The 23,097-nt window shown below is 71.5% G+C and carries 24 protein-coding genes; 8 read left to right on the forward strand and 16 right to left on the reverse strand.

Features of this window, described 5'->3' with window-relative positions; translation table 11 throughout:
* Positions 1 to 181 precede the first annotated feature (181 nt).
* Entirely contained in the window at positions 182 to 877 is a 696-nt protein-coding gene (locus ACL06G_RS13465; RefSeq protein WP_412835935.1) for a DNA-3-methyladenine glycosylase, read from the reverse strand.
* A 110-nt stretch (positions 878 to 987) separates the two neighbouring features.
* Between ACL06G_RS13465 and ACL06G_RS13470 the strand changes: the two genes are divergently transcribed.
* Positions 988 to 1,770: a sporulation protein gene (locus ACL06G_RS13470; protein ID WP_412785996.1), complete on the forward strand. Its 783-nt coding sequence runs from the start codon at positions 988 to 990 to the stop codon at positions 1,768 to 1,770.
* 67 nt (positions 1,771 to 1,837) lie between these two features.
* On the opposite strand, the gene ACL06G_RS13475 is transcribed toward ACL06G_RS13470, so the two are convergent.
* Complete coding sequence (locus tag ACL06G_RS13475) at positions 1,838 to 2,269, reverse strand: barstar family protein (protein WP_412785997.1); 432 nt, start codon at positions 2,267 to 2,269, stop codon at positions 1,838 to 1,840.
* 172 nt (positions 2,270 to 2,441) lie between these two features.
* On the opposite strand from ACL06G_RS13475, the gene ACL06G_RS13480 reads away from it, so the two are divergent.
* Complete coding sequence (locus ACL06G_RS13480) at positions 2,442 to 2,981, forward strand: YbhB/YbcL family Raf kinase inhibitor-like protein (RefSeq protein ID WP_412785998.1); 540 nt, start codon at positions 2,442 to 2,444, stop codon at positions 2,979 to 2,981.
* 200 nt (positions 2,982 to 3,181) lie between these two features.
* Positions 3,182 to 3,715, forward strand: a complete 534-nt coding sequence (locus ACL06G_RS13485; protein ID WP_412785999.1) for an HNH endonuclease — start codon at positions 3,182 to 3,184, stop codon at positions 3,713 to 3,715.
* On the opposite strand, the gene ACL06G_RS13490 is transcribed toward ACL06G_RS13485, so the two are convergent.
* From ACL06G_RS13490 to ACL06G_RS13505, 4 genes are all read right to left on the reverse strand, one after another.
* The gene (locus tag ACL06G_RS13490; RefSeq protein ID WP_412786000.1) at positions 3,696 to 4,460 is read right to left on the reverse strand and encodes a sulfite exporter TauE/SafE family protein; all 765 of its coding nucleotides are present in this window, start codon (positions 4,458 to 4,460) and stop codon (positions 3,696 to 3,698) included. The genes ACL06G_RS13485 and ACL06G_RS13490 overlap by 20 nt on opposite strands.
* A 76-nt stretch (positions 4,461 to 4,536) precedes the next feature.
* On the reverse strand, positions 4,537 to 5,487 hold the full coding sequence (locus ACL06G_RS13495) for an SPFH domain-containing protein (RefSeq protein ID WP_412786001.1): 951 nt from the start codon (positions 5,485 to 5,487) through the stop codon (positions 4,537 to 4,539).
* 79 nt (positions 5,488 to 5,566) lie between these two features.
* Entirely contained in the window at positions 5,567 to 5,992 is a 426-nt protein-coding gene (locus tag ACL06G_RS13500) for an NfeD family protein (RefSeq protein ID WP_412786002.1), read from the reverse strand.
* A gap of 22 nt (positions 5,993 to 6,014) precedes the next feature.
* Complete coding sequence (locus tag ACL06G_RS13505; RefSeq protein WP_412786003.1) at positions 6,015 to 6,806, reverse strand: ABC transporter ATP-binding protein; 792 nt, start codon at positions 6,804 to 6,806, stop codon at positions 6,015 to 6,017.
* A gap of 156 nt (positions 6,807 to 6,962) precedes the next feature.
* On the opposite strand from ACL06G_RS13505, the gene ACL06G_RS13510 reads away from it, so the two are divergent.
* Positions 6,963 to 7,793: an Rv1486c family protein gene (locus tag ACL06G_RS13510; RefSeq protein ID WP_412786004.1), complete on the forward strand. Its 831-nt coding sequence runs from the start codon at positions 6,963 to 6,965 to the stop codon at positions 7,791 to 7,793.
* A gap of 72 nt (positions 7,794 to 7,865) precedes the next feature.
* On the opposite strand, the gene ACL06G_RS13515 is transcribed toward ACL06G_RS13510, so the two are convergent.
* From ACL06G_RS13515 to ACL06G_RS13530, 4 genes are all read right to left on the reverse strand, one after another.
* Positions 7,866 to 8,123 (reverse strand): chaplin, encoded by a 258-nt coding sequence (locus tag ACL06G_RS13515; RefSeq protein WP_412786005.1) that lies wholly within the window; start codon positions 8,121 to 8,123, stop codon positions 7,866 to 7,868.
* Between the two features lie 243 nt (positions 8,124 to 8,366).
* The gene (locus tag ACL06G_RS13520) at positions 8,367 to 9,011 is read right to left on the reverse strand and encodes a response regulator (protein WP_412835936.1); all 645 of its coding nucleotides are present in this window, start codon (positions 9,009 to 9,011) and stop codon (positions 8,367 to 8,369) included.
* On the reverse strand, positions 9,004 to 10,149 hold the full coding sequence (locus tag ACL06G_RS13525) for a GAF domain-containing sensor histidine kinase (RefSeq protein ID WP_412786007.1): 1,146 nt from the start codon (positions 10,147 to 10,149) through the stop codon (positions 9,004 to 9,006). The genes ACL06G_RS13520 and ACL06G_RS13525 overlap by 8 nt, the downstream gene beginning before the upstream one ends.
* A 124-nt stretch (positions 10,150 to 10,273) precedes the next feature.
* Positions 10,274 to 12,787 (reverse strand): FHA domain-containing protein, encoded by a 2,514-nt coding sequence (locus tag ACL06G_RS13530; protein ID WP_503167826.1) that lies wholly within the window; start codon positions 12,785 to 12,787, stop codon positions 10,274 to 10,276.
* Between the two features lie 200 nt (positions 12,788 to 12,987).
* Between ACL06G_RS13530 and serB the strand changes: the two genes are divergently transcribed.
* Positions 12,988 to 14,244: a phosphoserine phosphatase SerB gene (gene serB / locus ACL06G_RS13535; protein ID WP_412835937.1), complete on the forward strand. Its 1,257-nt coding sequence runs from the start codon at positions 12,988 to 12,990 to the stop codon at positions 14,242 to 14,244.
* A gap of 38 nt (positions 14,245 to 14,282) precedes the next feature.
* Here serB and ACL06G_RS13540 read toward each other — a convergent pair whose 3' ends face one another.
* From ACL06G_RS13540 to ACL06G_RS13550, 3 genes are all read right to left on the reverse strand, one after another.
* A complete protein-coding gene (locus ACL06G_RS13540; RefSeq protein ID WP_412786010.1) occupies positions 14,283 to 14,801 on the reverse strand; it encodes a SixA phosphatase family protein in 519 nt (172 codons plus the stop codon).
* A 137-nt stretch (positions 14,802 to 14,938) separates the two neighbouring features.
* Positions 14,939 to 15,055: an SGM_5486 family transporter-associated protein gene (locus ACL06G_RS13545; RefSeq protein ID WP_412786011.1), complete on the reverse strand. Its 117-nt coding sequence runs from the start codon at positions 15,053 to 15,055 to the stop codon at positions 14,939 to 14,941.
* Positions 15,056 to 15,071: 16 nt separating this feature from the next.
* Positions 15,072 to 16,421, reverse strand: coding sequence for a CynX/NimT family MFS transporter (locus tag ACL06G_RS13550; protein ID WP_412786012.1), 1,350 nt, complete (start codon positions 16,419 to 16,421; stop codon positions 15,072 to 15,074).
* 78 nt (positions 16,422 to 16,499) lie between these two features.
* Between ACL06G_RS13550 and ACL06G_RS13555 the strand changes: the two genes are divergently transcribed.
* Positions 16,500 to 17,207: a FadR/GntR family transcriptional regulator gene (locus ACL06G_RS13555; protein WP_412786013.1), complete on the forward strand. Its 708-nt coding sequence runs from the start codon at positions 16,500 to 16,502 to the stop codon at positions 17,205 to 17,207.
* Here the strand turns inward: ACL06G_RS13555 and ACL06G_RS13560 are convergent.
* From ACL06G_RS13560 to fabG, 3 genes are all read right to left on the reverse strand, one after another.
* On the reverse strand, positions 17,197 to 18,198 hold the full coding sequence (locus tag ACL06G_RS13560; RefSeq protein ID WP_412786014.1) for a Gfo/Idh/MocA family protein: 1,002 nt from the start codon (positions 18,196 to 18,198) through the stop codon (positions 17,197 to 17,199). The two genes, ACL06G_RS13555 and ACL06G_RS13560, sit on opposite strands and share 11 nt — an antisense overlap.
* A gap of 140 nt (positions 18,199 to 18,338) precedes the next feature.
* Entirely contained in the window at positions 18,339 to 19,118 is a 780-nt protein-coding gene (gene fabI / locus ACL06G_RS13565; protein ID WP_412786015.1) for an enoyl-ACP reductase FabI, read from the reverse strand.
* Between the two features lie 5 nt (positions 19,119 to 19,123).
* Positions 19,124 to 19,828 carry a 3-oxoacyl-[acyl-carrier-protein] reductase gene (fabG, locus tag ACL06G_RS13570; RefSeq protein ID WP_412786016.1) on the reverse strand — a complete coding sequence of 235 codons (705 nt, stop codon included), beginning with the start codon at positions 19,826 to 19,828 and terminating at the stop codon, positions 19,124 to 19,126.
* 331 nt (positions 19,829 to 20,159) lie between these two features.
* Here fabG and ACL06G_RS13575 point away from each other — a divergent pair, with 331 nt between their 5' ends.
* Together ACL06G_RS13575 and ACL06G_RS13580 are read left to right on the forward strand one after the other, a co-directional pair.
* The gene (locus tag ACL06G_RS13575) at positions 20,160 to 21,686 is read left to right on the forward strand and encodes a TldD/PmbA family protein (protein ID WP_412786017.1); all 1,527 of its coding nucleotides are present in this window, start codon (positions 20,160 to 20,162) and stop codon (positions 21,684 to 21,686) included.
* The gene (locus tag ACL06G_RS13580) at positions 21,683 to 23,074 is read left to right on the forward strand and encodes a metallopeptidase TldD-related protein (protein WP_412786018.1); all 1,392 of its coding nucleotides are present in this window, start codon (positions 21,683 to 21,685) and stop codon (positions 23,072 to 23,074) included. The genes ACL06G_RS13575 and ACL06G_RS13580 overlap by 4 nt, the downstream gene beginning before the upstream one ends.
* Positions 23,075 to 23,097: the final 23 nt, after the last annotated feature.

Genomic DNA, 23,097 nt, shown 5'->3' on the forward strand with positions numbered 1-23,097 from the left:
CCACTACGTTAACGGATTCCCGTGGCGACTCAAAATCCGAGTCTTTCGGAGCATTTACCGGCACGCCGATGAAGCCCCTAAGGGAGTCGTTAACTCGTGGTGTGTCCGTTTCGATGACGAGAGGTCTTCGCGCGATCTTGAGGTCGCAGCGGAGCCGATCTCGTCCACGGCTCTATCGAGCTTAGACTTCCGGTACCCCGGAGTCAAGTTGCCCCCCGCGTCGACGCGGACGATGCGGTCGGTAGGGACTGACGGTCCGGTCTCCCGCGATCCAGAACCGCCAGGGGTGGGCCGCGCCGTCGCCTCCCACTCCGGTGCGGGGTCCGTTGGCGATCTCCTCGGGAGCCACGGGGTGCCCGGTGAGGAGGCCCAGTGGCGCAGCATCCTCGCCCCCGCAGAGATCGACCCCGTCGAGAGTCCCGTCCACGCCGAGCGCCGTCGCCAGACGCGCGGGCCCCTTTGCCAGCTCGGCGTCGCTACGCGCCGCTGCCCGGCGTTCGCGTGCCTGCGCACGGCCGGCGAGCACCTCCCCACCGCGCAGCAGGACGCCGCTCGCCTGTCCCTCCGGCCCGCAGACCAGGTTCAGGTTCCACCACATTCCGTAGATGAAGTACACGTACGCGTGCCCGGCCGGACCGAACATCGACGCGTTGCGCCGGGTGCGGCCGCGGTAGGCGTGCGAGCCGGGATCCGACGCCCCCGCGTAGGCCTCCACCTCGGTCAGCCGCACCTCGATCGCCTCCCGGGGCGTGCGCCGGACCAGCGTGCACCCGAGAAGGTCGGGCGCGACGTGCAGGACGTGACGGTCGAAGAAGCCCCGGGGGACGGGGGTCCTGCCGGTATCGGGGCGTGGCGTACCGTCACGGCCGTCAGTCATGCGACGCAGGGTACGTGAGCATCGGGAACCGCCGGTTCGGTCCCTGCGTTCGTATGGGTCGAGGTGTCACACCCGTACGGGGACACAGTCCGCTTCCGGAGAGGATGAGCATGGGCTTCAAGAAGCTGATGGCCAGCTTGGGCGCAGGGGGCGCCTCCGTCGAGACGGTGCTGACGGAGCCGAACGTGGTTCCGGGTGGCGTCGTGCAGGGGGAGGTGCGGATCCAGGGCGGATCCGTCGCACAGCAGATCGAAGGGCTGTCCGTCGGTTTCCAGGCACAGGTCGAGGTCGAGAGCGAGGACGGGGAGTACAAGCAGAACATCGACTTCCACACGCAACGGCTCGGCGGTGCCTTCGAGGTGCAGCCCGGGGCCACCCACGCCGTGCCGTTCGGCATCGAGGTGCCCTGGGAGGCGCCTCTCACCATGTTCATGGGCCGGCACCTGACCGGGATGCACGTCGGCGTCGTCACGGAGCTGGAGATCGCCCGCGCGATCGACTCCGGTGACCTCGACCCCGTCAACGTCCACCCGCTCCCGGCCCAGCAGGCCATCCTCGACGCCTTCGGGGAGCTGGGCTTCCGCTTCAAGAGCGCCGACATGGAGCGCGGCCACATCCGCGGCACCCGGCAGCGGCTCCCGTTCTACCAGGAGATCGAGTTCTTCGCCCCGGAGCAGTACCGGGGACTGAACTGCGTCGAGCTGAGCTTCGTCGCGGACGACCGGGCCATGGACGTCGTACTCGAGATGGACAAGAAGCCGGGGCTGTTCAACGAGGGCGGCGACTCCTACCGCGCCTTCCAGGTGGACCTCGCCGACTTCCAGCAGACCGACTGGACCGCCTACCTCAACCAGTGGCTGTCCGAGGTCGGCGGCCGGCGCAACTGGTTCTGAGGCCACGGAGGGGTCGCTCGACGGGCGGCCCCTCCCCACGCCCCGTATGTCCCGCATCTGCGCGGTGTCAGCCCAGCACCACCGCGAGCGGGGCCTCGCGAACCGCCCAGTAGCCGACAGCGGCGCTGAGCACCTCGGTCGCGGAGTCGGCGTCCCGGGGGGCGGCCTCCCGGAACGCGTTCCATCCGCTGACCAGAACGAGGTAGCCGGCGGGGGTCCCGAGCCACGAAAGATCGGTGAGACGGTCCGCGAGGGCGTCCCAGTCCTCCCCCAGCGGGTCGGGCAGCTCGAGTCCGGCGGCGCACCCGGCCAGGAAGCCCGCCTTGTCCGAGACGTCGCTCAGGTCGACCACAGCGGCGTACCAGCCTTCCGCCTGCGCCTGGAGCAGTGCTTCCGGGCCCACCGAGGCGGTGCGGTACACGCCGGGAGGAACGGTGCCGTCGAAGATGCCGCTCAGGCCGTCCTCGGGCAGTTCAGGCAGTTGTGCGGAGCTGGTCACTGATGCACCACCGTTGCGAGGTCCTAGGGTTCACGGTCGTTCGGCGGGGTCACACCGTCAGGTGACCGGCCGCCAAGCACTTTCGTAGCATCCGCCCATGCTGTCAGCCCGCGACCCGTGTGCTCGTTAGGCTGGCCGGTGCAGCGATTCGCTCGATGAGGAGGATCTCGACGTGACCGAGCAGAAGCGGCGCCCGCTCCCCCACGACCATCACCCCCCGGTCCCGTCGTTCACCGTGGTGAGTGACGACGTGTCGGAGGGGCAGCCGCTGAAGTCCGATCAGGTGTTCGCAGGCGGCAACACCTCCCCGCATCTGCGCTGGGAGGGTTTCCCGCCGGGGACGAAGAGCTTCGCGGTCACCTGTTTCGATCCGGACGCACCGACGGGCAGCGGCTTCTGGCACTGGTCGGTGTTCGACATCCCCGCGGATGTCACCGAGCTGCCCGCAGGCGCGGGCACCGGTGGGATGAAGGGGCTGCCCGAAGGAGCGGTGCAGGTGCGGAACGACAACGGCACCAAGGATTTCGCGGGTGCCGCCCCGCCTCCGGGCGACGGAACGCACCGCTACGTGTTCACCGTGTACGCGGTCGATCAGGAGAAGCTGGGTGCCGATGAGGACGCGTCCCCGGCCGTCGTCGGCTTCAACCTCCGCTTCAAGGCCATCGCCCGGGCCCAGCTGATCGGGGAGTACGAGGTGCCCGCCGGCGGCTGACGCCGCCCGCCGCCCCTCGGCCCCGTCCCACCCGGCTCACCCGGGCGGGACGGGGTTTCCGTTCTCCGGCCCTTTCCCCTGGCGTCCCCGCCGGCTCACCCGCCCGCCGTTCTCGTGAAATTGCGTTGTCGGCGGAGTCGGGCACCGGACACAGTGGATCCACCCGCGCCAGGACGGCGAGGGGGGACGGGAGGTGGACGATGAGGCGAACGCTGGTCCTCAACGCAAGCTTCGAGCCGCTCTCGACGGTGACGTTGCGACGGGCGGTGGTGCTGGTGATGCAGGAGAAGGCCGTCCTGGAGCAGTCGCATGCCGGTCTGCGTATCCGCGCGGCCGCCCTGGACCTCCCGGTGCCCCAGGTGATCAGGCTCCGAAGATTCGTGCGGGTGCCGTTCCGACAACGGGCGGCCTGGTCGCGCCGGGGTGTGCTGATCCGGGACCGGCACCGGTGTGCCTACTGCGGGCGCCGTGCGACCACGGTCGACCACGTGGTGCCGCGTTCTCACGGGGGCGACGACAGCTGGCTGAACACCGTTGCTGCCTGCGCCGAGGACAACCACCGCAAGGCCGACCGCACTCCGGGACAGGCGGGGATGCGGCTGCTCGTCCGGCCGTTCGAGCCGACACCGGCCGACGCACTGCTGCTGGCCCTCGGCCTGCGGGACGGCGACACGCTGCCCGATTGGCTGCCCGTGACTCCGCCGCCCCGCACGCTCAACGCAGCAGCTGGATGATCGCGGCCAGCCCCACCAGCACGATGACGGCGCGCAGCGCGGTCGGCGGCAGCCGGCGCCCTATCCGCGCGCCGAGCTGCCCGCCGACCGTGGACCCCAGAGCGACCATGAGGACCGCCGTCCAGTCGAACTCGGCGACAAAGAGGAAGAAGACGGCGGCGACGCCGTTCACGATCGCGCTCAGCACGTTCTTCACGGCATTGACCCGCTGGAGGTCGTCGGGCAGCAGCAGCCCCATCAGGGCGAGGTAGAGGACTCCCTGGGCGGCGCCGAAGTAACCGCCGTACACACTGGCGAGCCCCATCCCGCCCGTGAGCGCCGACCCGCCGTGGGCGGGCGGCCGGTGTCCCTTCCGCTCTCTGCGGCGCCGAACCAGGCGCGCCAGCCGGGGCTGGGCGACGACGAGGACCAGCGCCGAGGCGATCAGTACGGGGACGATCATCTCGAACGCGCCGGGCGGCAGGCTGATCAGCAGTGCCGCCCCGATCAGGCTGCCGAGCACGGCGACGGAGCCGAGCCGCAGTACGCGGTCGCGCTGGCCCCGGAGTTCGCGGCGGTAACCGACGGCGCCGCTCACCGAGCCCGGGACGAGCCCGAGAGCATTGGAGACGTTCGCCGTGACGGGCGGCAGTCCCACCGCGAGCAGCACGGGAAAGGTGATGAGGGTGCCGGAACCGACGATGGTGTTGATCGTTCCTGCGCCGACGCCCGCGGCGCACACGGCCACCGCCTCCCAGATGTCCACGCCCTGCCTCCCTCGCATGATCGGTGCCGGGTGCACCGATCATGCCCGAAGGGGTGGTGCGTCGTGCAGCCGGGTCTCAGTCGATGGGCGGCTGCTGGCGGGGCGTCTTGGTGAGTCCGCCACCGGACGGGCCGCCGGCGCTGCCGCTGCTGCCGCCCCGGAAGCCGTCCAGCGCGCCACCGAGTCCCTTGAGAGCGTCCCCGATCTCGCTCGGGACGATCCAGAGCTTGTTGGCATCGCCCTCGGCGATCTTCGGCAGCATCTGCAGGTACTGGTAGGACAGCAGCTTCTGGTCCGGGTCACCGGCGTGGATCGACTCGAAGACGGTGCGGATCGCCTGCGCCTCGCCTTCGGCCCGCAGCGCGGCGGACTTGGACTCGCCCTCCGCCCGCAGAATGGCCGACTGCTTCTCGCCCTCCGCGGTGAGGATGGCCGACTGCCGCACGCCTTCCGCCTGCAGGATCGCCGCCCGCTTGTCGCGGTCGGCACGCATCTGCTTCTCCATCGAGTCCTGGATGGAGGTCGGCGGCTCGATGGCTTTGAGTTCGACCCGGTTGACGCGGATGCCCCACTTGCCGGTGGCCTCGTCCAGCACGCCGCGCAGCGCGGCGTTGATCTCCTCGCGGGAGGTGAGGGTCCGTTCCAGGTCCATGCCGCCGATGATGTTCCGCAGCGTGGTGACGGTGAGCTGCTCGATCGCCTGGATGTAACTGGCGACCTCGTAGGTGGCAGCCCGCGCGTCGGTCACCTGGTAGTAGATGACGGTGTCGATGTTGACGACCAGGTTGTCCTGCGTGATGACCGGCTGCGGCGGGAACGGGACGACCTGTTCGCGCAGGTCCACACGGTTGCGGACGGTGTCGATGAAGGGCACGACGATATTGAGGCCCGCGTTGAGGGTGCGGGTGTAGCGGCCGAAGCGCTCGACGATCGCGGCACTGGCCTGCGGAATGACCTGGATCGTCTTGATGAGGGCGATGAAGACCAGCACCACCAGGACGATCAGGACAATGATGATGGCGTCCAACGCCTCTCCCCCTGCACATCGGTAGACATGAATCGGGCACGCTCGGTCGACGCACCGTCACCCGGGAGACAGGATACGGTCATCCCATCACGACCGCCGTCGCACCGTCGATCTCCACGACGTCGACGCGGGCTCCGGCCTCGAAACGGGCCGCGTCGTCGAGAGCGCGCGCGGACCAGACCTCGCCGGCGAGCTTGATGCGCCCGCCCTGGCCGTCCACACGCTCCAGGACCACCGCCTGACGTCCGGTCAGGGCGTCGACTCCGCTGCGGTGCCCCGGGGACCGGGACAGGGAACGTTTCACCAGGGGGCGCACGACCAGCAGCAGCGCCACCGAAACGGCGACGAACACCAGGGTCTGCGCGACGATGCCACCACCCGCCAGGGCGGCGAGTGCACCGGCCAGCGCGCCGACGGCGAACATGCCGAACTCCGGCATGGCCGTGAGCACGAGAGGAATACCGAGTCCTACGGCGGCGATGAGCCACCACACCCATGCGTCCACCCGACCCATGATAGGCGGAAGATCAGCTCAGCGGCAGTCCCTGTGCGGTCCACCGGTCGCCGTTCCGCTCCACGACGAGCGGCAGCCCGAAGCAGCGCGAGAGGTTCCTGGAGGTCAGTTCGGTCTCCAGCGGGCCGGCGGCGAGGACCTTTCCCTGGCGGATCATCAGAACATGGGTGAAGCCGGGCGCGATCTCCTCGACGTGGTGGGTGACCATGAGCATCGAGGGAGCGTAGGGATCACGGGCGAGACGGCCCAGGCGCCGCACCAGGTCCTCGCGGCCGCCCAGGTCGAGTCCGGCGGCCGGCTCGTCGAGAAGGAGGAGTTCGGGGTCGGTCATCATGGCGCGCGCGATCATGGTGCGCTTGCGCTCGCCCTCGGAGAGGGTGCCGAACCTGCGGTCCACGAAGTCGTTCATGCCCATGCGGTCCAGGAACGCCAGCGCACGGTCCCGGTCGACGTCCTCGTAGGACTCCTGCCAGTGTGCGGTCATGCCGTAGGCGGCGGTGAGCACGGTCTCGAGCACGGTCTGGCGGGCCGGCAGCTTCTCGGCGAGCGCGATCCCCGCCATGCCGATGCGGGGACGCAGGTCGAAGACGTCGACCTCTCCGAGCCGGTCACCGAGGATCGTGGCAGTACCGCTCGACGGGAAGAGGTAGCTGGAGGCGACGTTGAGCAGGGTGGTCTTCCCGGCACCGTTCGGCCCCAGGACGACCCAGCGCTCGCCCTCCTTCACCGACCAGGAGACCTCGTCCACGAGAGCGCGGCCCTCGCGGACCACTGATACGTCCACCAGGTCCAGTACATCGCTCATGAGCGTGTCGTCTCCCCATGCTGTCGAGGTCGTGGGCGGGGTCGCTGCTGCTGCGCCGGACGGGCACAGGCCCATGGGAAAACCTACGCCACACCTCCACCGTGCGGTTCCCTAGGTCTGGACCGGCGCCCGTGCGGGGTTCTCTAGGCTGGACGCATGCTCGAGGAGACACGTTCGGGACGCCTTGCCGCCTGGGGCAACGCCCTCCTGGCGGGCGACGTCTCGCCGGACGAGGCCGCCCTGCGCATCACCGGCGACGACGTCCGGCACCGGGTGGCCGGACTCCCGGAGGCGGCCGCCGACGGCGACGGAGTGGCAGGACTCACGTTCGCGCTGGGCCGGTTGCGCCTACTGGGAGCCACAGGTCTGCGGGTGGCCCTGCCGGTGCCCGGGCATCCGCTGGGACTCAGCGGGCCGCCGGAGTTCAACGCCCGGGCTCTCGAGGCGGGTGAGGCGGTCGTGGCCTCGGGGGCGGCACTCGGTCTCGTGCCGTGTGTCCGCACCGCCGGGCCCGAGGACTCGGCGGCCTCCGACGACAGCCACGTCGAGGTGGTGTGGCGGTGCGTGCCCGCCCGCGAGGGGCCGCCCGCGGACGTGCCGCCCCTGGCCGAGGCCGAACGGGAGCTGGCGGAGGCGCTGCGGGAGGCGACGGAGGTGCTGACCCGGCTGGACGTCGCAGGGTCGGGGCCGGTCGCCGACGCGGCTCTGGAGGTGTACCGGGCGCGGGCCGAGGACGAGCGCGCTCTCCTGGCCCCGGGGTGCCCGCCGCGCGCGGTGAGGGTGCTCGAAATGGCACAGCGGGTCGCCGCACTGGTCGGGATCGCCTCGGAGGACCGCGGCGCGGGCGGGGCCCACGGCGGAGCGGTGAGCGCGTCCCAGATCGCGGCCCGGACGGAGGCGCTCCGCCCCGTGGAGCGCACGGCCCGTCGGGCGCAGGTGGCCGCCTACAACGCGTACGCGGACGAGTTGGAGCGCGGCCGCGGCTGAGACTGCACGCCGGGGCCCCGCCTGCGCCGGAGCGGCAGACGGGGCCCGTGCCGACGTGCCCGGGGAGACCGGTTACTTGTTGACGCAGGTGTTCCCGAAGGTCGGGTTCAGCAGGGCGATCGCGTTCACGGTGTTGCCGCAGACGTTGACGGGGACGTCCACGGGGACCTGGACGACGTTGCCGGAGGCGACGCCCGGCGACCCCTGGGCGATGCCGTGCGCGCCCGCGCCGCCGTCGAAGTGACCGCCGGCGAAAGCGGAACCGGCGGAAGCACCGGCGGCCATGCCCGCGGCGACCATGACCAGAGCGGCTTTCCGTGCAGTCCTCATGGGTTTCCTCCTGTGTGATCGGTTGGCTCGGAGCGCCTGCCGCGGCGGAATGCCGGGGCGTGTCCTGGAGAACGGCGGGAACCGGCCCTGGATGCGCTCCCCGTACGACGACCACTCGTCGGAATGAACCCCGGCACTGCAGGAGGGCGAAGGGACCTCCCAGCTGCACCGCTTTCCGGGTGAACCGACGTGGCGAACGGGTGGCGGGACGTGGGGAGCGCGGGCGCAGAAACGATGCAGCCGTCAGCCGCCGATCCCGTGGCGCACCGCCCACAGCGCGGCCTGGGTGCGGTCGGCGAGATCCAGTTTCATGAGGATGTTGGAGACGTGCGTCTTGACGGTCTTCTCCGACAGCACGAGTGCGCGGGCGATCTCGCGGTTGGAGCGTCCGTCGGCGATGAGGCCGAGGACTTCGCGCTCCCGCTCGGTGAGCGCCGGCCCCCGGCCCGCGGTGTCGGTGTTCTCCTCGCTCAGCAGCGCCTCGGCCACCTCGGGCTGCAGCAGCACGTGCCCGGCGTGCACCGACCGGATGGCGTCGGCCAGAGCGTCGGGGTCGACGTCCTTGTAGACGTAGCCGGCGGCTCCGGCGCGCAGAGCCGGTACCACCGTCCGCTGCTCGGTGAAGCTCGTGACCACCAGCACCCGCGCCGGGTCCTCCCGTTCGCGCAGCCGTCGGAGCGCGTCGATCCCGTCGGTTCCCGGCATCTTCACGTCCATCAGTACCACGTCGGGCCGGAGCTCCTCGGTGAGTGCGACGCCCTCGTCGCCATCCCCGGCCTCGCCCACGACCTCGATGTCGGCCTGCACCTCCAGAAAGGTGCGCAGACCGCGGCGGACCACCTGGTGGTCGTCCACCAGGAGAACCCTGATCGTCCCGTGGTCAGCCACCGGGCACCTCCAGTTCGATCGTGGTACCCGTTCCGGGCGCCGAGGAGACCGTGAGACGGCCGCCGACACTGGCGGCCCGGTCCCGCATGGAGACCAGGCCGAGACGCCGGCCGCGTCGCCGCACCGCCTCCGGGTCGAAGCCCCGACCGTCGTCGGCGACCCGGAGGAGCGCACCGCTGCCCGGCCTTCCCCGGCGGGAGAGCGTGACCCGCACCTGCTGGGCTCCGGCGTGCCTCAGGGCGTTGTGCAGGGCCTCCTGCGCCACGCGCAGCACGGCCTCCTCCTGGGCCGCGGGCAGGACGCGCACGCCGGAGGCGGCGAAGGAGACGCGGGCCGTGTGGGCGCGGTCCAGGACCTGCACCTGGGTGCGGAGCGTGGCCACGAGTCCGTCCTCGTCCAGCGCCGCCGGTCGGAGCTCCACGACCGCGGCACGCAGTTCCTCCGTCGCGTCGGCGGCGAGGCGCGCCACCTCGTGCATCTCCTCCCGCGCCCTGCGGGGGTCGCGGTCGACCAGGGCGCTCGCTGCCTGCGCGGTGAGGCGCAGCGAGAAGAGCTTCTGCGAGACGGCGTCGTGCAGCTCGTGGGCGATGCGCGACCGCTCCTCGGCGATGGTCAGCTCCCGGCTGCGCTCGTACAGCCGGGCGTTGGACAGGGCGAGGGCGGCGTGTTGGGCGAGGAGGCCGAGGAGTTTCTCGTCCTCCCCCGTGAATCCGCACCCGCCGGCGCTGCGGTCGCGGTGCTTGTTGGCGAGGAACAGGGCGCCGAGGACCTCGCCGTCGTCGGCGATGGGCATGCCGAGGAAGTCGGCCAGCTCCGGGTGCTCGGCCGGCCATCCCCGGAACCGCGGGTCGTCGCGGACGTCGGCCAGCCGCTGGGGGCCCTCGTGGAGCATCGCGGCCAGGACCCCGTGCTGCCGGGGCAGCGGCCCGATGGCCTTCCACTCGGCGTCGCTGACGCCGGCGACCACGAACTGCGCGAAGCCGCCGTGGTCGTCGGGCACCCCCAGAGCGGCGTACTCGGCCCGCAGCAGGTCGCGTGCGGAGGCCACGATGGTCTGGAGCACCTCGCGCACCTCGAGGCGGCGGTTCATGGCGAGGAGGGCCTCGCTGACCGCTGCCAGACCGGATCGGGGGAGCATGCGGGTCACCGTACCGGTGGCGGCGCACGAGCGGATCGGCCGGACGCGGGAGCGGGGCGGGACCGTGGTCCTAGGACGACGGTCCCGCCCCGCTGCTCGGTCGGGACGCCCGGGAGGGGACGGGCTACTTCCGCATGACCTCGGGCTCGTGGCGGCGCAGCAGTCGCGCGACGGCCAGGCAGCACAGGACGCCGAGAACGACGAGCACGGTCATGTCGAGCGCGTACACGCCGGCGCTGTGCTCCCAGAGGGGGTCGAGCTCGCCGGGCTTCTCCGGGTCCCAGGGGTGCATGAGGTGGGAGAGGTCGATGGACGCGCCGGCGGCGCCGATGGCCCAGCGGGAGGGCATGATCCAGGCGACCTGTTCGATCCCGGGCGAGGAGAAGATCTGGAACAGCACCCCGGTGAAGACGACCTGGACGATCGCGAACATGACGAGCAGCGGCATGGTCTTCTCGGAGGTCTTGACCAGCGAGGAGATCACCAGGCCGAAGGCCATCGAGGTGAAGCCGAGCGCCATGATCGCCAGACACATCTCGGCGGCGGGCGCCATGAAGAGCCCTTCCTCGGGCATGTCGCGGACGGAGAAGCCGATACCGCAGATGATCATGCCCTGCACCACGGTCACCAGGCCGAGCACGACGACCTTGGACATCAGGTACGCGGAACGGGACAGCCCGGTGGCCCGCTCGCGTTCGTAGATGACCCGTTCCTTGATCAGCTCTCGGACCGAGTTGGCCGCGCCGGAGAAGCACATGCCCACCGCGATGATCATAAGAATGGGGCCTGCGTCCTGGTTGAACCCGGGTGGTGTGGGGCTCGGTCCCAGTCCGTAGTCGGTGGGGATGAGGGTGCTGACGACGCCGAGTACCGCGGGAAGCAGCAGCATGAGCGCCATGAACCCTCGATCGGAGGCGATCACCGAGAGGTAGCGGCGTGTCAGTGTCCACCACTGCGAGCCCCAGCTCTGGGGCTTCTGCAGCCGGCCCGGCGGCCTGGGGGCGGCCTGTTGCGGTGGCAGCTGCTGCGGGGCGGCGGCGTCGATCTCGGCGGCGTAGAGCTGGTAATGCTGCGAGCCCAGCCAACGCCCCATCCAGTCGTAGTCGCGGTAGTTCTCGAAGGCCGAGAACACGTCCGCCCAGGTGGCGTAGCCGAAGAAGTTCAGGGCCTCCTCGGGCGGGCCGAAGTACGAGACGCCTCCGCCCGGGGCCATCACCAGGAGCTTGTCGCAGAGTGCCAGTTCGGCCACGGAGTGCGTGACGACCAGCACGGTCCGCCCGTCGTCGGCGAGGCCGCGCAGCAGCTGCATGACGTCACGGTCCATGCCCGGGTCGAGGCCGGAGGTGGGCTCGTCGAGGAAGATCAGCGACGGCTTGGTCAGGAGTTCCAGCGCGACGGAGACGCGCTTGCGCTGGCCGCCGGAGAGCGAGGTGATTTTCTTCGTGGCGTGGATGTCGAGCTTGAGCTCGGCGAGCACCTCGTCGATGCGCGCGTCGCGTTCGGCCTCCGCCACGTCGCCGGGGAAGCGCAGCCGGGCGGCGTAGCGCAGCGCCGTACGGACCGTCAGTTCCTTGTGCAGGATGTCGTCCTGCGGGACCAGGCCGATGCGCTGGCGCAGTTCCGCGAACTGCGTGTAGAGGTTGCGGTTGTCGTAGAGCACGTCGCCGGTGTCGGCGGGACGGTAGCCGGTGAGCGCCCTGAGCAGCGTGGACTTGCCGGACCCCGAGGGACCGATCACGGCCACCAGGGACTTCTCGGGGACACCGAAGGTGACGTTGTTGAGGATGACCTTGTCGTCGTCGACCTTGACCGTGAGGTGGCGTGCGGAGAAGGAGACCTCACCGGTGTCGACGAACTCCTCGAGGCGGTCGCCGACGAGGCGGAAGGCGGAGTGGCCGATGCCGACGGTGTCCTGCGGGGTGATGACGGCGGCACCGGACTTCGGGAGCGGCTGTCCGTTGAGGTAGGTGCCGTTGTGGCTTCCGAGGTCGTGGATCTCGAAGCGGCCGTCGGGGGTGGCCCGGAACTCGGCGTGGTGACGGGAGACCTGGAGGTCGGAGACCACCAGTTCGTTCTCCAGGGCACGTCCGATCCGCATCACGCGGCCCAGCGCCAGCTGGTGGAAGGTCGTCGGGCTGCGGTGGTCGCCGGCCGGAGCGGGGACAGCGGGCTGCGGGGGCGCCCCGTTCACCGCCCCCTGCGGTGCGGGCTGGTGGGGCACCCCGCCCGGCGGCTGCCCGTGCGCCTGCGGCCGGTCGAGCGGATGCGGCACGGGTGCCTGCGCCGTTCCCGGTGGGGCGGCCGCTCCCCCGCCGGCGACGGGAGCCGGGGCGGCAGCCGCGGAGAAGGCGAGCCGCGGGCCGTCCGTGGGATTCCCCAGGTGCACGTCGCTGCCGGGGGCGAGCTCCAGCTGCTGGATCCGCTGCCCCCCGGCGTACGTGCCGTTGGTACTGCCCCGGTCCTCCAGCAGCCATCCACGGTCCGCCCTGCGGACCGTGGCGTGCCGCCAGGACACTCTGGCATCGTCGATGACCAGGTCGCCCTGCGGGTCACGACCGAGGTGGTAGGTCCTCGACGGATCGAGGGTCCAGGTCTGTCCGTTCAGTTCGAGTACGAGTTCCGGCACTCCACGCCCCACGTTGTCGCCCCCCGAGAAACACCCTGAGCCGTGAATTCAGGGGTGGTTGTTCGTCGGAGGAACTATTTCAGGCTCGTCGCCGGTGGAGGAAGGCGCCCCGTGCAATGCCCTTGCGGGGGTCGCGGGGACCGGGTGCCGGCGGGACCGGAGAGCGGGCCGGGGCGCGGCCCCGGGCGCGGCGGCGCTACCGTGGAGGCACCATGACCTCATCGCAGGCCGCAGCGCCGACGGCAGCCCTCACGGACGACACGCCCACTCTGCTGGTCAAGATCTTCGGCAGGGACCGGCCGGGTATCACGGCCGGTCTGTTCGACACCCTCGCGGCGTACGCGGTCGATGTCGTGGACATCGAACAGCTCGTCACGCGGGGCCGCATCACGCTGTGCGCCCTGGTGACGTCACCGGGCGGCGGCAACGAGGAGGGCGAGCTACGCGCCACCGTGCACGGCTGGGCGGAATCGGTGGGCATGGAGGCGGAGATCATCTCCGGCACCGGCGACAACCGTCCCCGCGGCACCGGCCGCTCGCACGTCACCGTTCTGGGGAACCCGCTCACCGCCCGGTCGACGTCCGCCATTGCCGCCAGCATCACCGGCATCGGCGCCAATATCGACCGCATCTTCCGGCTCGCGAAGTACCCGATCACCGCGGTCGAGTTCGACGTCTCGGGGGTGGCGACCGAATCGCTGCGGACCGCCTTGGCCCAGGAGGCGGCCCGCCACGGCGTGGATGTCGCCGTGGTGGCCTCGGGCCTCGCCCGCCGCGCACAGCGCCTGGTGGTGATGGACGTGGACTCCACGCTCATCCAGGACGAGGTGATCGAGCTGTTCGCGGCCCACGCCGGCTGCGAGGACGAGGTCGCCGAGGTGACCGCGCGTGCCATGCGCGGTGAGCTGGACTTCGAGCAGTCCCTGCACGCGCGCGTGGCGCTGCTGGCCGGGCTGGACGTGGCCGTGGTGGAGCAGGTGCGCAAGGCGGTGCGGCTCACTCCGGGCGCGCGGACGCTGGTACGCACGCTGAAGCGCCTGGGGTTCCAGGTGGGCGTGGTATCGGGTGGGTTCACCCAGGTCACGGACGCGCTGCAGCGGGAGCTGGGGCTCGACTTCGCCTCGGCCAACACGCTCGAGGTGGTGGACGGACGGCTCACCGGGCGGGTCACGGGAGAGGTGGTGGACCGTGCGGGGAAGGCCCGGCTGCTCCGCCGCTTCGCCCAGGAGGCCGGGGTACCGCTCGCACAGACGGTGGCGATCGGGGACGGCGCCAACGATCTGGACATGCTCAACGCCGCCGGTCTCGGGGTGGCCTTCAACGCCAAGCCCGTGGTGCAGGAGGCCGCGCACACCGCGGTCAACGTCCCGTTCCTCGACACGGTGCTGTACCTGCTGGGGATCACGCGGGACGAGGTGGACGAGGTGGACGACGCGGACGGGGCGGAGGCCACGGACGCGGCGGAGTGACCCGCGGCGACGTCCGCGGCCCCGCGCCGCGGAGTCGGTCAGGCGTGGGGCGCCCAGTAGGCGGCGAGCGACCCGACTCCCGGTTCCACGGACTTCCACGAGCCGGTGAACCGCACGACGGCGAGGGCGGTCGTGGGGAAGCCCGTGCGGGAGAGCCCGGCGGCAGCCTCCTCGTCGGCGTCACCGGCGAGGAGTTCGGCCAGGGATTGCATCCCCGGGTTGTGCCCGACGACCAGCAGGTCCCGGGTGTCGTCCGGGGTTTCGTTCAGTACGGCGATGATCTCGCCGGGTGAGGCCTCGTAGAGGCGCTCCTCGTACACGGTCTTCGGGCGCTGCGGCAGTTGCGGTGCCGCGAGCTTCCATGTCTCCCGGGTCCGGGCCGCCGTGGAGCAGAGGGTGAGCTGCGGGGTGATGCCGTGGGTGGCGAGCCATGCCCCGGCCAGCGGGGCGTCGTGGCGCCCCCGGTCGGCGAGCGGACGGTCGTGGTCGGCCACATCGGGCCAATCGGCTTTGGCGTGCCGGAGAAGGACGATACTGCGCTGCACATCGACGCTCATGCGTTCCAGCTTCGCACGAAACCGGCCACCGGGGGTGGGTGGTTGGCCGGGGTCCCCGGCCCGGGTGACGCGCGACGGCCGGGGTGGACTGCCGCGGTGCCGCGATCAGGCGGTGGCTGCGGGCGGGGAGGAGCGGCTCAGGGCGCCGCCACGGAGGCGACGACGCCGATCAGGATCATGATGCCGATGATCGCGGCGAAGACCAGCAGCAGCTTCTTCCGGCCACCCTGCGGTTCGGGCTCGAGTACGGGCATGACTGCAGTGTCGCACTCAGCGACCGTCCTCCACGCAGCGGTCCCGGCCCGCGAGGAGACCGACGGCCATCTGCGCCGTCATCAGCCCGATCATCAGCAGGAGCGGCGCGTGCCAGCCGCCGCCGAGCTGGTGCAGCGCACCGACCAGGAGGGGCCCGGGAATCGACAGCAGGTATCCGGTGCTCTGCGCGAAGGCGGACAGCTTGACGACTCCGGTGCTGGTGCGGGCACGCATGCCGATCATGGTGAGGACGAGCGGGAACGCGCAGTTGGAGACGCCCAGCAGCAGCGCCCAGGCCCACGCGCCTGCCGCGGGGGCTGCCCAGAGGCCGGCGTACCCGGCGAGTCCGCAGAGCCCGAGGGCGATCGCGAGCGGTCCCTGGTGCGTCATCCGGGCGGCGACGCGCGGCAGGACGAAGGAGAGCGGGATGCCCATACCCATGGTGACGGCCAGCATCGCGCCGGCGGTGGAGGCGGGGACTCCGGCGTCGCGGAAGATCTGCGGGAGCCAGCCCATGATGATGTAGGCGGCGGAGGACTGGAAGCCGAAGAACACGCCGAGGGCCCATGCGGTGGACGACCGGCTGATGCGGAGGGTCCCGGCGGTCTCGGCCTCGCCGCTCGCGACGCGCTCGGCCGGGGCGGCTCGCTCCTCGTCCCGCGGAGGGCGGGGGTCCGCGTCGGTGCGGCCGCGTGCGACAGCGGCCCAGGGCACCACGGCGGCCAGGCTCAGCGCGGCCCAGGAGGCGAGACCGATGCGCCAGTCGCCGCCGAGGGCTTCGGTCAGGGGGACCGTCACGGCGGCGGCACCGGCCGTTCCCAGGGAGAGGGCCATCGAGTAGAGGCCGGTCATCGCGCCGACACGGTTCGGGAACCAGTGCTTGACCACGACCGGCATCAGGACGTTGCTCACGGCGATGCCGGCGAGCGCCAGCACACTGGCCGCGAGGAACAGCGCGGTGCCGCCGGTGAAGGGGCGCAGCGCGAGTCCGGCGGTGACGGCGACCATGCCCGCGAGCACCACGGTGGCGGGCCCGAACCGGCGGGCCATGCGCGGTGCGAGGCTGCCGAAGAGGGCGAAGCACAGCGAGGGCATCGAGGTGAGGAGGCCCGCGACGGTGCCGGTCATGCCGAGGGCGGTGCGCACCTCCTCCAGCAGCGGACCGAGGCCGGAGATCGCGGGGCGGAGGTTCAGTGCGGCCAGGACCAGGCCGACGGCCACCAGGCGCAGTGTCCACGGAGAGCCGGACGGGGTCCGCCGCACGGCCGAAGCGGTGGCCCGGGCGGCGGTCCGCGACCCGGGCACCCGCATGCGGGGTGTTCGGGGACTGCGGGTACGGGTGCGGTGGTCTTGCGCGAGCGGCATTCCGCCATCATAGAATCATGGGATGAATTGAGGCCAATCCGTGCGCCGCTCGTCCGCTGCCCCTGTCACGGGAGAACCATGCCGCTGTCCTCACCCCACCGCTCCGCCCTGGCCGACCAGGTGATCTCGGCCCTCCGCGCCCAGATCACCTCCGGCGAGTGGCCGGTGGGCCACCGCATCCCCACGGAGCCGGAACTCGTGGAACAGCTCAAAGTGGCGCGCAACACCGTGCGCGAGGCGGTGCGCGCCCTGGCGCACAACGGGCTGCTGGACATCCGCCAGGGATCGGGAACCTACGTGGTCGCCACCAGCGAACTTGCCGGAGTGATGCACCGCCGCTTCACGGACGCCGATCCGCTGCACGTCGCCGAGATGCGGTCGACGCTGGAGGCGACGGGCGCACGGCTGGCGGCACTCCGGCGGGACCCGCAGGAGATGCAGCACCTGCAGGCTCTGCTCGAGCGACGCGAAGCCGCCTGGGACTCGGGCGAGGTGGAGCGCTTCGTCGAGGCGGACGCGAACCTCCATCTCGCCGTCGTCGCCGCGTCGCACAACGACGTTCTCACCGCCTTGTACGCCGACCTGGGCCACGTGCTGCGGGCGTTCCTCCGGTTCGACGTCGGCGAGCAGCTGCGCCCGGAGGACCACCTGGACCATGCACGGATGATCGCCGCCATCGCGGAGGGGGACGCGGACACGGCGGAGCGCGAGGCGGCCTCGTACGCCCGGGAATGGGGGGTCGGCGACCACTCCCGGGACGGCGGGCCCGAGAGGCCTACCGCCTGACCTCTGCCACCTCCACCGGCCGGCCCGTCCGGCGGGAGCGTTCGCACGCCTCCGCGACATGGAGCGCCTCCAGGGCGTCACCAGGGGTGCAGGGGCTGGCGCTCCGTCCCGCGGCCACATCGACGAAGGCCGCCAGTTCGGCGGCGTAGGCGCTCGCGAAGCGGTCGGCGAAGGTGGCGTAGGGCCGGTCGCGCCGCCAGGACAGGCGGGGTTCGGCACTGGGCAGCGGCGCACGGTCGTCCAGCCCCACGATGCGGCTCCCGTCGACGCCGCAGACCTCCAGGCGCACGTCGTGGCCGGCGCCGTTGTACCGCGTCGCGGTGACCGTGGCGAGGACGTCGTCGTCGAAACGCAGCAGGGCGGCCCCGGTGTCGATGTCGCCGGCCTCGCGGAAGAAGTCGGCTCCGCGGTCGGAGCCGAGCGCGTACGCCGAGACCACTTCCCGGCCGGTCAGCCAGCGCAGGATGTCGAAGTCGTGGATGCTGCAGTCCCGGAACAGCCCGCCCGAGGTGGGGAGGTACGAGGCGTGGGGCGGCGACTGGTCCGCGGTGACGGCACGCAGGGTGTGCAGCCGCCCCAGTTCGCCGGCCCGCAGGGCACGGCGCGCCTCCCGGTAGCCGGCGTCGAAGCGGCGCTGGAAGCCGATCTGGACGGGGACGCCCGTGGCCTCGGCGCGTCCGGCGATCTCGGCAGTACCCCGGACGTCCGGAGCGACCGGCTTCTCGCAGAACACCGGGATTCCGTCGTCCAGGGACCGGTGCAGCAGCGGCGCATGGGCACTGGTGGCCGCAGCGATCACCACGGCGTCCGGGCGTGCCGCGAACAGCTCCTCGACTCCGTCGGCGGGCCTCAGCCCGAGCTCGGCGGCCAGTGCCCGGGCACGCGGGGCATCCGGGTCCGCCACCAGGACGTCGTCGACTCCCGGCAGGTCGCGAAGGGTTCGCGCGTGCAGGGCACCGATGCGGCCGGTGCCGAGGAGGCCGATCTGCATGGTGACTCCTTGTCGACGGCAGGCGCCGACAGCGTGTCACGCCCTGCCGAGCGGTGCACGCGCCCCCGCCGCCGGAACGGCGACGGGCGGTGGGGACCGATACTCCACCGCCCGACGCCGGGTGCGCTGCGGGTGCTGCGTCAGGCGCCCATCATGTGCACGCCGCCGTCGACGTGGACGATCTCGCCGGTGGTCTTCGGGAACCAGTCCGAGAGCAGGGCGCAGACGCCGCGCGCGGCCGGCTCCGGGTCCGTCAGGTCCCAACTGATCGGCGCACGCGCGTTCCACACGTCGGCGAGTTCCTCGAAGCCCGGGATCGACTTGGCCGCCATCGACTTGATCGGCCCGGCCGAGACCAGGTTGCAGCGGATGTTGCGGTCCCCGAGGTCGCGCGCGAGGTAGCGGGAGGTGGACTCCAGCGCGGCCTTGGCCACACCCATCCAGTCGTACTTCGGCCACGCGGACTGCGCGTCGAAGTCCATGCCGACGACGGAACCGCCGCGCTTCTCCAGAAGCGGGAGCAGCGCCATGGTCAGCGACTTGAGGGAGTAGGCGGAGACCTCGACCGCGGTGGCGACCGACTCCCACTCGGTGTTCAGGAAGTTACCGCCGAGTGCGTCCTGCGGCGCGAAGCCGATGGAATGCACGACACCGTCGATCCCGGCGTCGTCGCCGAAGTGCGCGGCGACCCGGTCGGCGAGGTCGGCCAGGTGCTGCTTGTTCTGCACGTCCAGCTCGAAGACCGGCGCCTCCTTGGGCAGCCGCCTGGCGATCCGCTGGACCAGTGTCAGGCGCCCGAAGCCGGTGAGGACGACCTGGGCGCCCTCCTCCTGCGCCAGCCTGGCGACGTGGAAGGCGATCGAGGAGTCCGTGAGGACGCCGGTGACCAGGATGCGCTTCCCTGCAAGAAGTCCACTCATGTCGTTCAGTGACCCATGCCCAATCCGCCGTCGACGGGGATGACGGCTCCGGTGATGTACGCGGCCTCCTCGGAGGCGAGGAAGCGGACCGAGGAGGCGACCTCCTCGGGCTGGGCGTAGCGGCCCAGCGGCACCTGCTTGACGATGTTCGCCCGCTGCTCGTCGCTGAGCGCCTTGGTCATGTCGGTGTCGACGAATCCGGGAGCGACGACGTTGCAGGTGATGTTGCGCGAGCCCAGCTCACGGGCGACCGACCGGGCGAAACCGACGAGGCCGGCCTTGGAGGCGGCGTAGTTGGCCTGGCCGGCGGAGCCCAGCAGGCCGACCACCGAGGAGATCAGGACGACGCGGCCCTTGCGGGCGCGGAGCATTCCCTTGGTCGCGCGCTTCACGACCCGGAACGTTCCGGTGAGGTTGGTCTCCAGGACGGAGGCGAAGTCCTCCTCGGACATCCGCAGCAGGAGCTGGTCGCGGGTGACGCCCGCGTTGGCCACGAGCACCTCGACGGGGCCCTGCTTCTCCTCGACCTCTTTGTAGGCCTGCTCCACCTGCTCGGGGTCGGTGATGTCGCACCGCACTCCCAGGAACCCCTCCGGCGGCTCCCCGGACCGGTAGGTGACGGCGACGTCGTCGCCGGCGTCGGCGAACGACCGGGCGATGGCGAGCCCGATGCCGCGGTTTCCTCCGGTCACCAGTACCGAGCGACTCAAGACGGGACCACCCTTCTTCGTGGAGCATTCGTGGAGCACTGGTCTGCGCTGCACCACGAACCTATCCCCCGTGCGCCCCGGCCGAGGACTCCGGCACGGACAGCGCGCTGCGGCCCCCGATGTGGAGACCCCACAGAAGTCCCACCGCGAATCCTCTCTCCGGGCCGTCGTGCCCCGCATCTGTCCGGCACGAGCCCGAGGCCACGGGCTCGGCGCGCCGCAAGCCCGTCGGTGGACGCACGCACGCGCGAAACACGCGGGAAGGCGTGGAGAATCGCGCTCCGGGCCGGGCATGATGCACAGCACAGACGCGACTGGGCGGGAGGCGCCGGTGGGGCAGCAGCAGGAGATCGATCCGTCATTTCTCGCGCTGCCGTTGCGCGCCCTCGCCGACGCGGCGCTGGCCCGTGCACGGGCGCTCGGCGCCGACCACGCCGACTTCCGGTGCGAGCGTGTCCGCGACGCCGCGTGGCGCCTGCGGGACGGGAAACCCGCCGGCTCGGCCGACAGCACGGACACCGGCTACGCGGTCCGGGTCGTCCACGACGGGGCGTGGGGCTTCGCCGCGGGGGTGGACCTGACCACGGACGCCGCCGCGCAGGTCGCCGCACAGGCGGTGGAGATGGCGCGGCTGTCGGCGCGGATCATCCGGGCCGCGGGATCGGCGGAGCGGGTGGAACTGGCGGAGGAACCCGCGCACGGCGAGCAGACGTGGGTGTCCTCGTACCGGACGAACCCGTTCGACGTGCCCGACTCCGACAAGACCGGTCTGCTGGCCGACTGGAGCGGCCGGCTGCTGCGTGCGGAGGGGGTCAGCCACGTCGACGCGAGTCTGCTGACCGTGCAGGAGAACAAGTTCTACGCCGACACCGCCGGCACGGTCACCACCCAGCAGCGGATCCGTCTGCACCCGGAGCTGACGGCGACCTGCGTCACCGACTCCGGCGGGTTCGACTCCATGCGCACCCTCGCCCCTCCCGTCGGCCGCGGCTGGGAGTACGCGCTGGGATCCGGCTGGGACTGGGACGACGAGCTGGCGCGCCTCCCGGAGCTGCTGGCAGAGAAGATGCGCGCACCCAGTATCGGGGCCGGGACCTACGACCTGCTGGTCGATCCGTCCAATCTCTGGCTCACGATCCACGAGTCGGTCGGGCACGCCACCGAGCTGGACCGCGCGCTGGGCTACGAGGCGGCCTACGCGGGCACGTCCTTCGCCACCTTCGACCGGCTGGGGTCGCTGCGGTACGGCTCCGAGGCGATGAACGTGACGGGTGACCGGACCGTCGAGCACGGGCTGGCGACGGTGGGCTTCGACGACGAGGGCGTGCGGGCGCAGTCCTGGGACCTGGTGAAGGAGGGCACGCTGGTCGGCTACCAGCTGGATCGCAGGATCGCGAGACTGACGGGCATGGGCCGCTCGAACGGCTGCGCGTTCGCCGATTCGCCGGGCCACGTCCCGGTGCAGCGGATGGCCAACGTCTCGCTGCGGCCCGCACCGGACGGGCCGTCCACCGAGGAGCTGATCGCCGGGGTGGACCGGGGAATCTACGTGCTCGGCGACCGGTCCTGGTCGATCGACATGCAGCGCTACAACTTCCAGTTCACCGGCCAGCGTTTCTACCACATCGAGAACGGCCGCCTCGCCGGCCAGGTCCGCGACGTGGCCTACCAGGCGACCACGACCGACTTCTGGGGCTCCCTCGATGCGGTCGGCGGTCCGCAGACCTACGTGCTGGGAGGCGCGTTCAACTGCGGCAAGGCGCAGCCGGGCCAGGTCGCGGCCGTGTCGCACGGCTGCCCCTCGGCCCTCTTCCGTCGCGTGAACATCCTCAACACCAGCCAGGAGGCAGGCGCATGAGCGGGGCGCACAAGCCGCACGAGATCGTGGAGCGTGCCCTGGACCTCTCCCGGGCGGACGGCTGCGTGGTCCTCGCGGACGAGACGTCCACGGCGAACCTCCGCTGGGCCGGTAACGCACTGACCACGAACGGTGTGACGCGGGGGCGGAACCTCACCGTGGTGGCGACCGCCGACGGTGCCCGGGGCACGGCGTCCGGGGTGGTGTCACGGTCCGCGGTGACCACCGGGGAGCTGGAGTCGCTGGTGCGCGCGGCGGAAGAGGCCGCCCGGAACGCCGGGCCGGCGGAGGACGCTCAGCCGCTGGTCGCGGACGTGGCCCCGTCCGCCGGCTTCACCGACGCGCCCGACGAGACGTCCTCCGAGGTGTTCGCGGATTTCGCGCCGGCCCTGGGAGAGGCTTTCGCCCGGGCCCGTGCGGGCGAGCGGGAGCTGTACGGCTTCGCCGGGCACTCGATGGTCTCGAGCTACCTCGGAACCTCGACGGGCCTGCGGCTGCGGCACGACCAGCCCACCGGCACGGTCGAGGTCAACGCCAAGTCGCACGGCGGCTCCCGTTCCGCCTGGGCGGGCCGCGGCACGCGCGACTTCGGGGACGTGGATCCGGCCGCACTGGAGGAGGAGCTGGCGCGGCGGCTGGACTGGGCCGCGCGCCGTGTGGAGCTGCCGGCCGGGCGGTACGAGACGCTGCTGCCTCCGACTGCGGTGGCCGACCTGCTGATCTACCAGATGTGGTCGTCCGGCGCGCGGAACGCGGCGGAGGGCCGCACGGTCTTCAGCCGGCCCGGCGGCGGCACCCGCATCGGGGAGCGCCTGGCGCGGTTGCCGCTCACGTTGCGCAGCGACCCCGGAGCTCCCGGGCTGGAGGCGGCTCCCTTCGTGATGGCGCACGCGTCGGGGGACGACGTCTCGGTCTTCGACAACGGCCTGGAGCTGAGGCCGACGGACTGGATCCGGAACGGCGACCTGCGGGCCCTCCCCACCTCGCGGCACAGCGCGGCCCTGACGGGCCTGCCGGTGGCTCCGCCGGTGGACAACCTGATCCTGGAGGGCGGTGACGACGTCTCGCTGGACGGGATGGTGGCGCGGACCGAACGGGGGCTGCTGCTCACCTGCCTGTGGTACATCCGCGAGGTCGATCCCGCGACACTGCTGCTGACCGGCCTGACCCGGGACGGCGTGTACCTGGTGGAGAACGGCGAGGTGACCGGAGCGGTGAACAATTTCCGCTTCAACGAGTCGCCGGTCGGCCTGCTCTCCCGTGCGACGGAGGCGGGCAGGACCGAGCGCACCCTCCCCCGTGAGTGGTCCGACTGGTTCACCCGGGCCGCGATGCCGCCGCTGCGGGTGCCGGACTTCCACATGAGTTCCGTGAGTCAGGGCGTTTGATCCGGCTGTCCCGGCTCCCGCAT

Source organism: Streptomyces callyspongiae (assembly GCF_047200695.1).
In the GTDB taxonomy this organism is placed as follows: domain Bacteria; phylum Actinomycetota; class Actinomycetes; order Streptomycetales; family Streptomycetaceae; genus Streptomyces.

Excerpts from the sequence above, each read along its gene's own strand:
- ACL06G_RS13555 (WP_412786013.1), top strand. The coding sequence starts at position 16,500 with ATGCCGCTGTCCTCACCCCACCGCTCCGCCCTGGCCGACCAGGTGATC.
- ACL06G_RS13560 (WP_412786014.1), bottom strand. The coding sequence starts at position 18,198 with ATGCAGATCGGCCTCCTCGGCACCGGCCGCATCGGTGCCCTGCACGCG.
- ACL06G_RS13580 (WP_412786018.1), top strand. The coding sequence starts at position 21,683 with ATGAGCGGGGCGCACAAGCCGCACGAGATCGTGGAGCGTGCCCTGGAC.
- ACL06G_RS13545 (WP_412786011.1), bottom strand. The coding sequence starts at position 15,055 with ATGCCCGTACTCGAGCCCGAACCGCAGGGTGGCCGGAAGAAGCTGCTG.
- ACL06G_RS13505 (WP_412786003.1), bottom strand. The coding sequence starts at position 6,806 with ATGAGCGATGTACTGGACCTGGTGGACGTATCAGTGGTCCGCGAGGGC.
- ACL06G_RS13470 (WP_412785996.1), top strand. The coding sequence starts at position 988 with ATGGGCTTCAAGAAGCTGATGGCCAGCTTGGGCGCAGGGGGCGCCTCC.
- ACL06G_RS13465 (WP_412835935.1), bottom strand. The coding sequence starts at position 877 with ATGACTGACGGCCGTGACGGTACGCCACGCCCCGATACCGGCAGGACC.
- ACL06G_RS13550 (WP_412786012.1), bottom strand. The coding sequence starts at position 16,421 with ATGCCGCTCGCGCAAGACCACCGCACCCGTACCCGCAGTCCCCGAACA.
- ACL06G_RS13485 (WP_412785999.1), top strand. The coding sequence starts at position 3,182 with ATGAGGCGAACGCTGGTCCTCAACGCAAGCTTCGAGCCGCTCTCGACG.
- ACL06G_RS13515 (WP_412786005.1), bottom strand. The coding sequence starts at position 8,123 with ATGAGGACTGCACGGAAAGCCGCTCTGGTCATGGTCGCCGCGGGCATG.
- fabI (WP_412786015.1), bottom strand. The coding sequence starts at position 19,118 with ATGAGTGGACTTCTTGCAGGGAAGCGCATCCTGGTCACCGGCGTCCTC.
- serB (WP_412835937.1), top strand. The coding sequence starts at position 12,988 with ATGACCTCATCGCAGGCCGCAGCGCCGACGGCAGCCCTCACGGACGAC.
- ACL06G_RS13525 (WP_412786007.1), bottom strand. The coding sequence starts at position 10,149 with ATGCTCCCCCGATCCGGTCTGGCAGCGGTCAGCGAGGCCCTCCTCGCC.
- ACL06G_RS13540 (WP_412786010.1), bottom strand. The coding sequence starts at position 14,801 with ATGAGCGTCGATGTGCAGCGCAGTATCGTCCTTCTCCGGCACGCCAAA.
- ACL06G_RS13510 (WP_412786004.1), top strand. The coding sequence starts at position 6,963 with ATGCTCGAGGAGACACGTTCGGGACGCCTTGCCGCCTGGGGCAACGCC.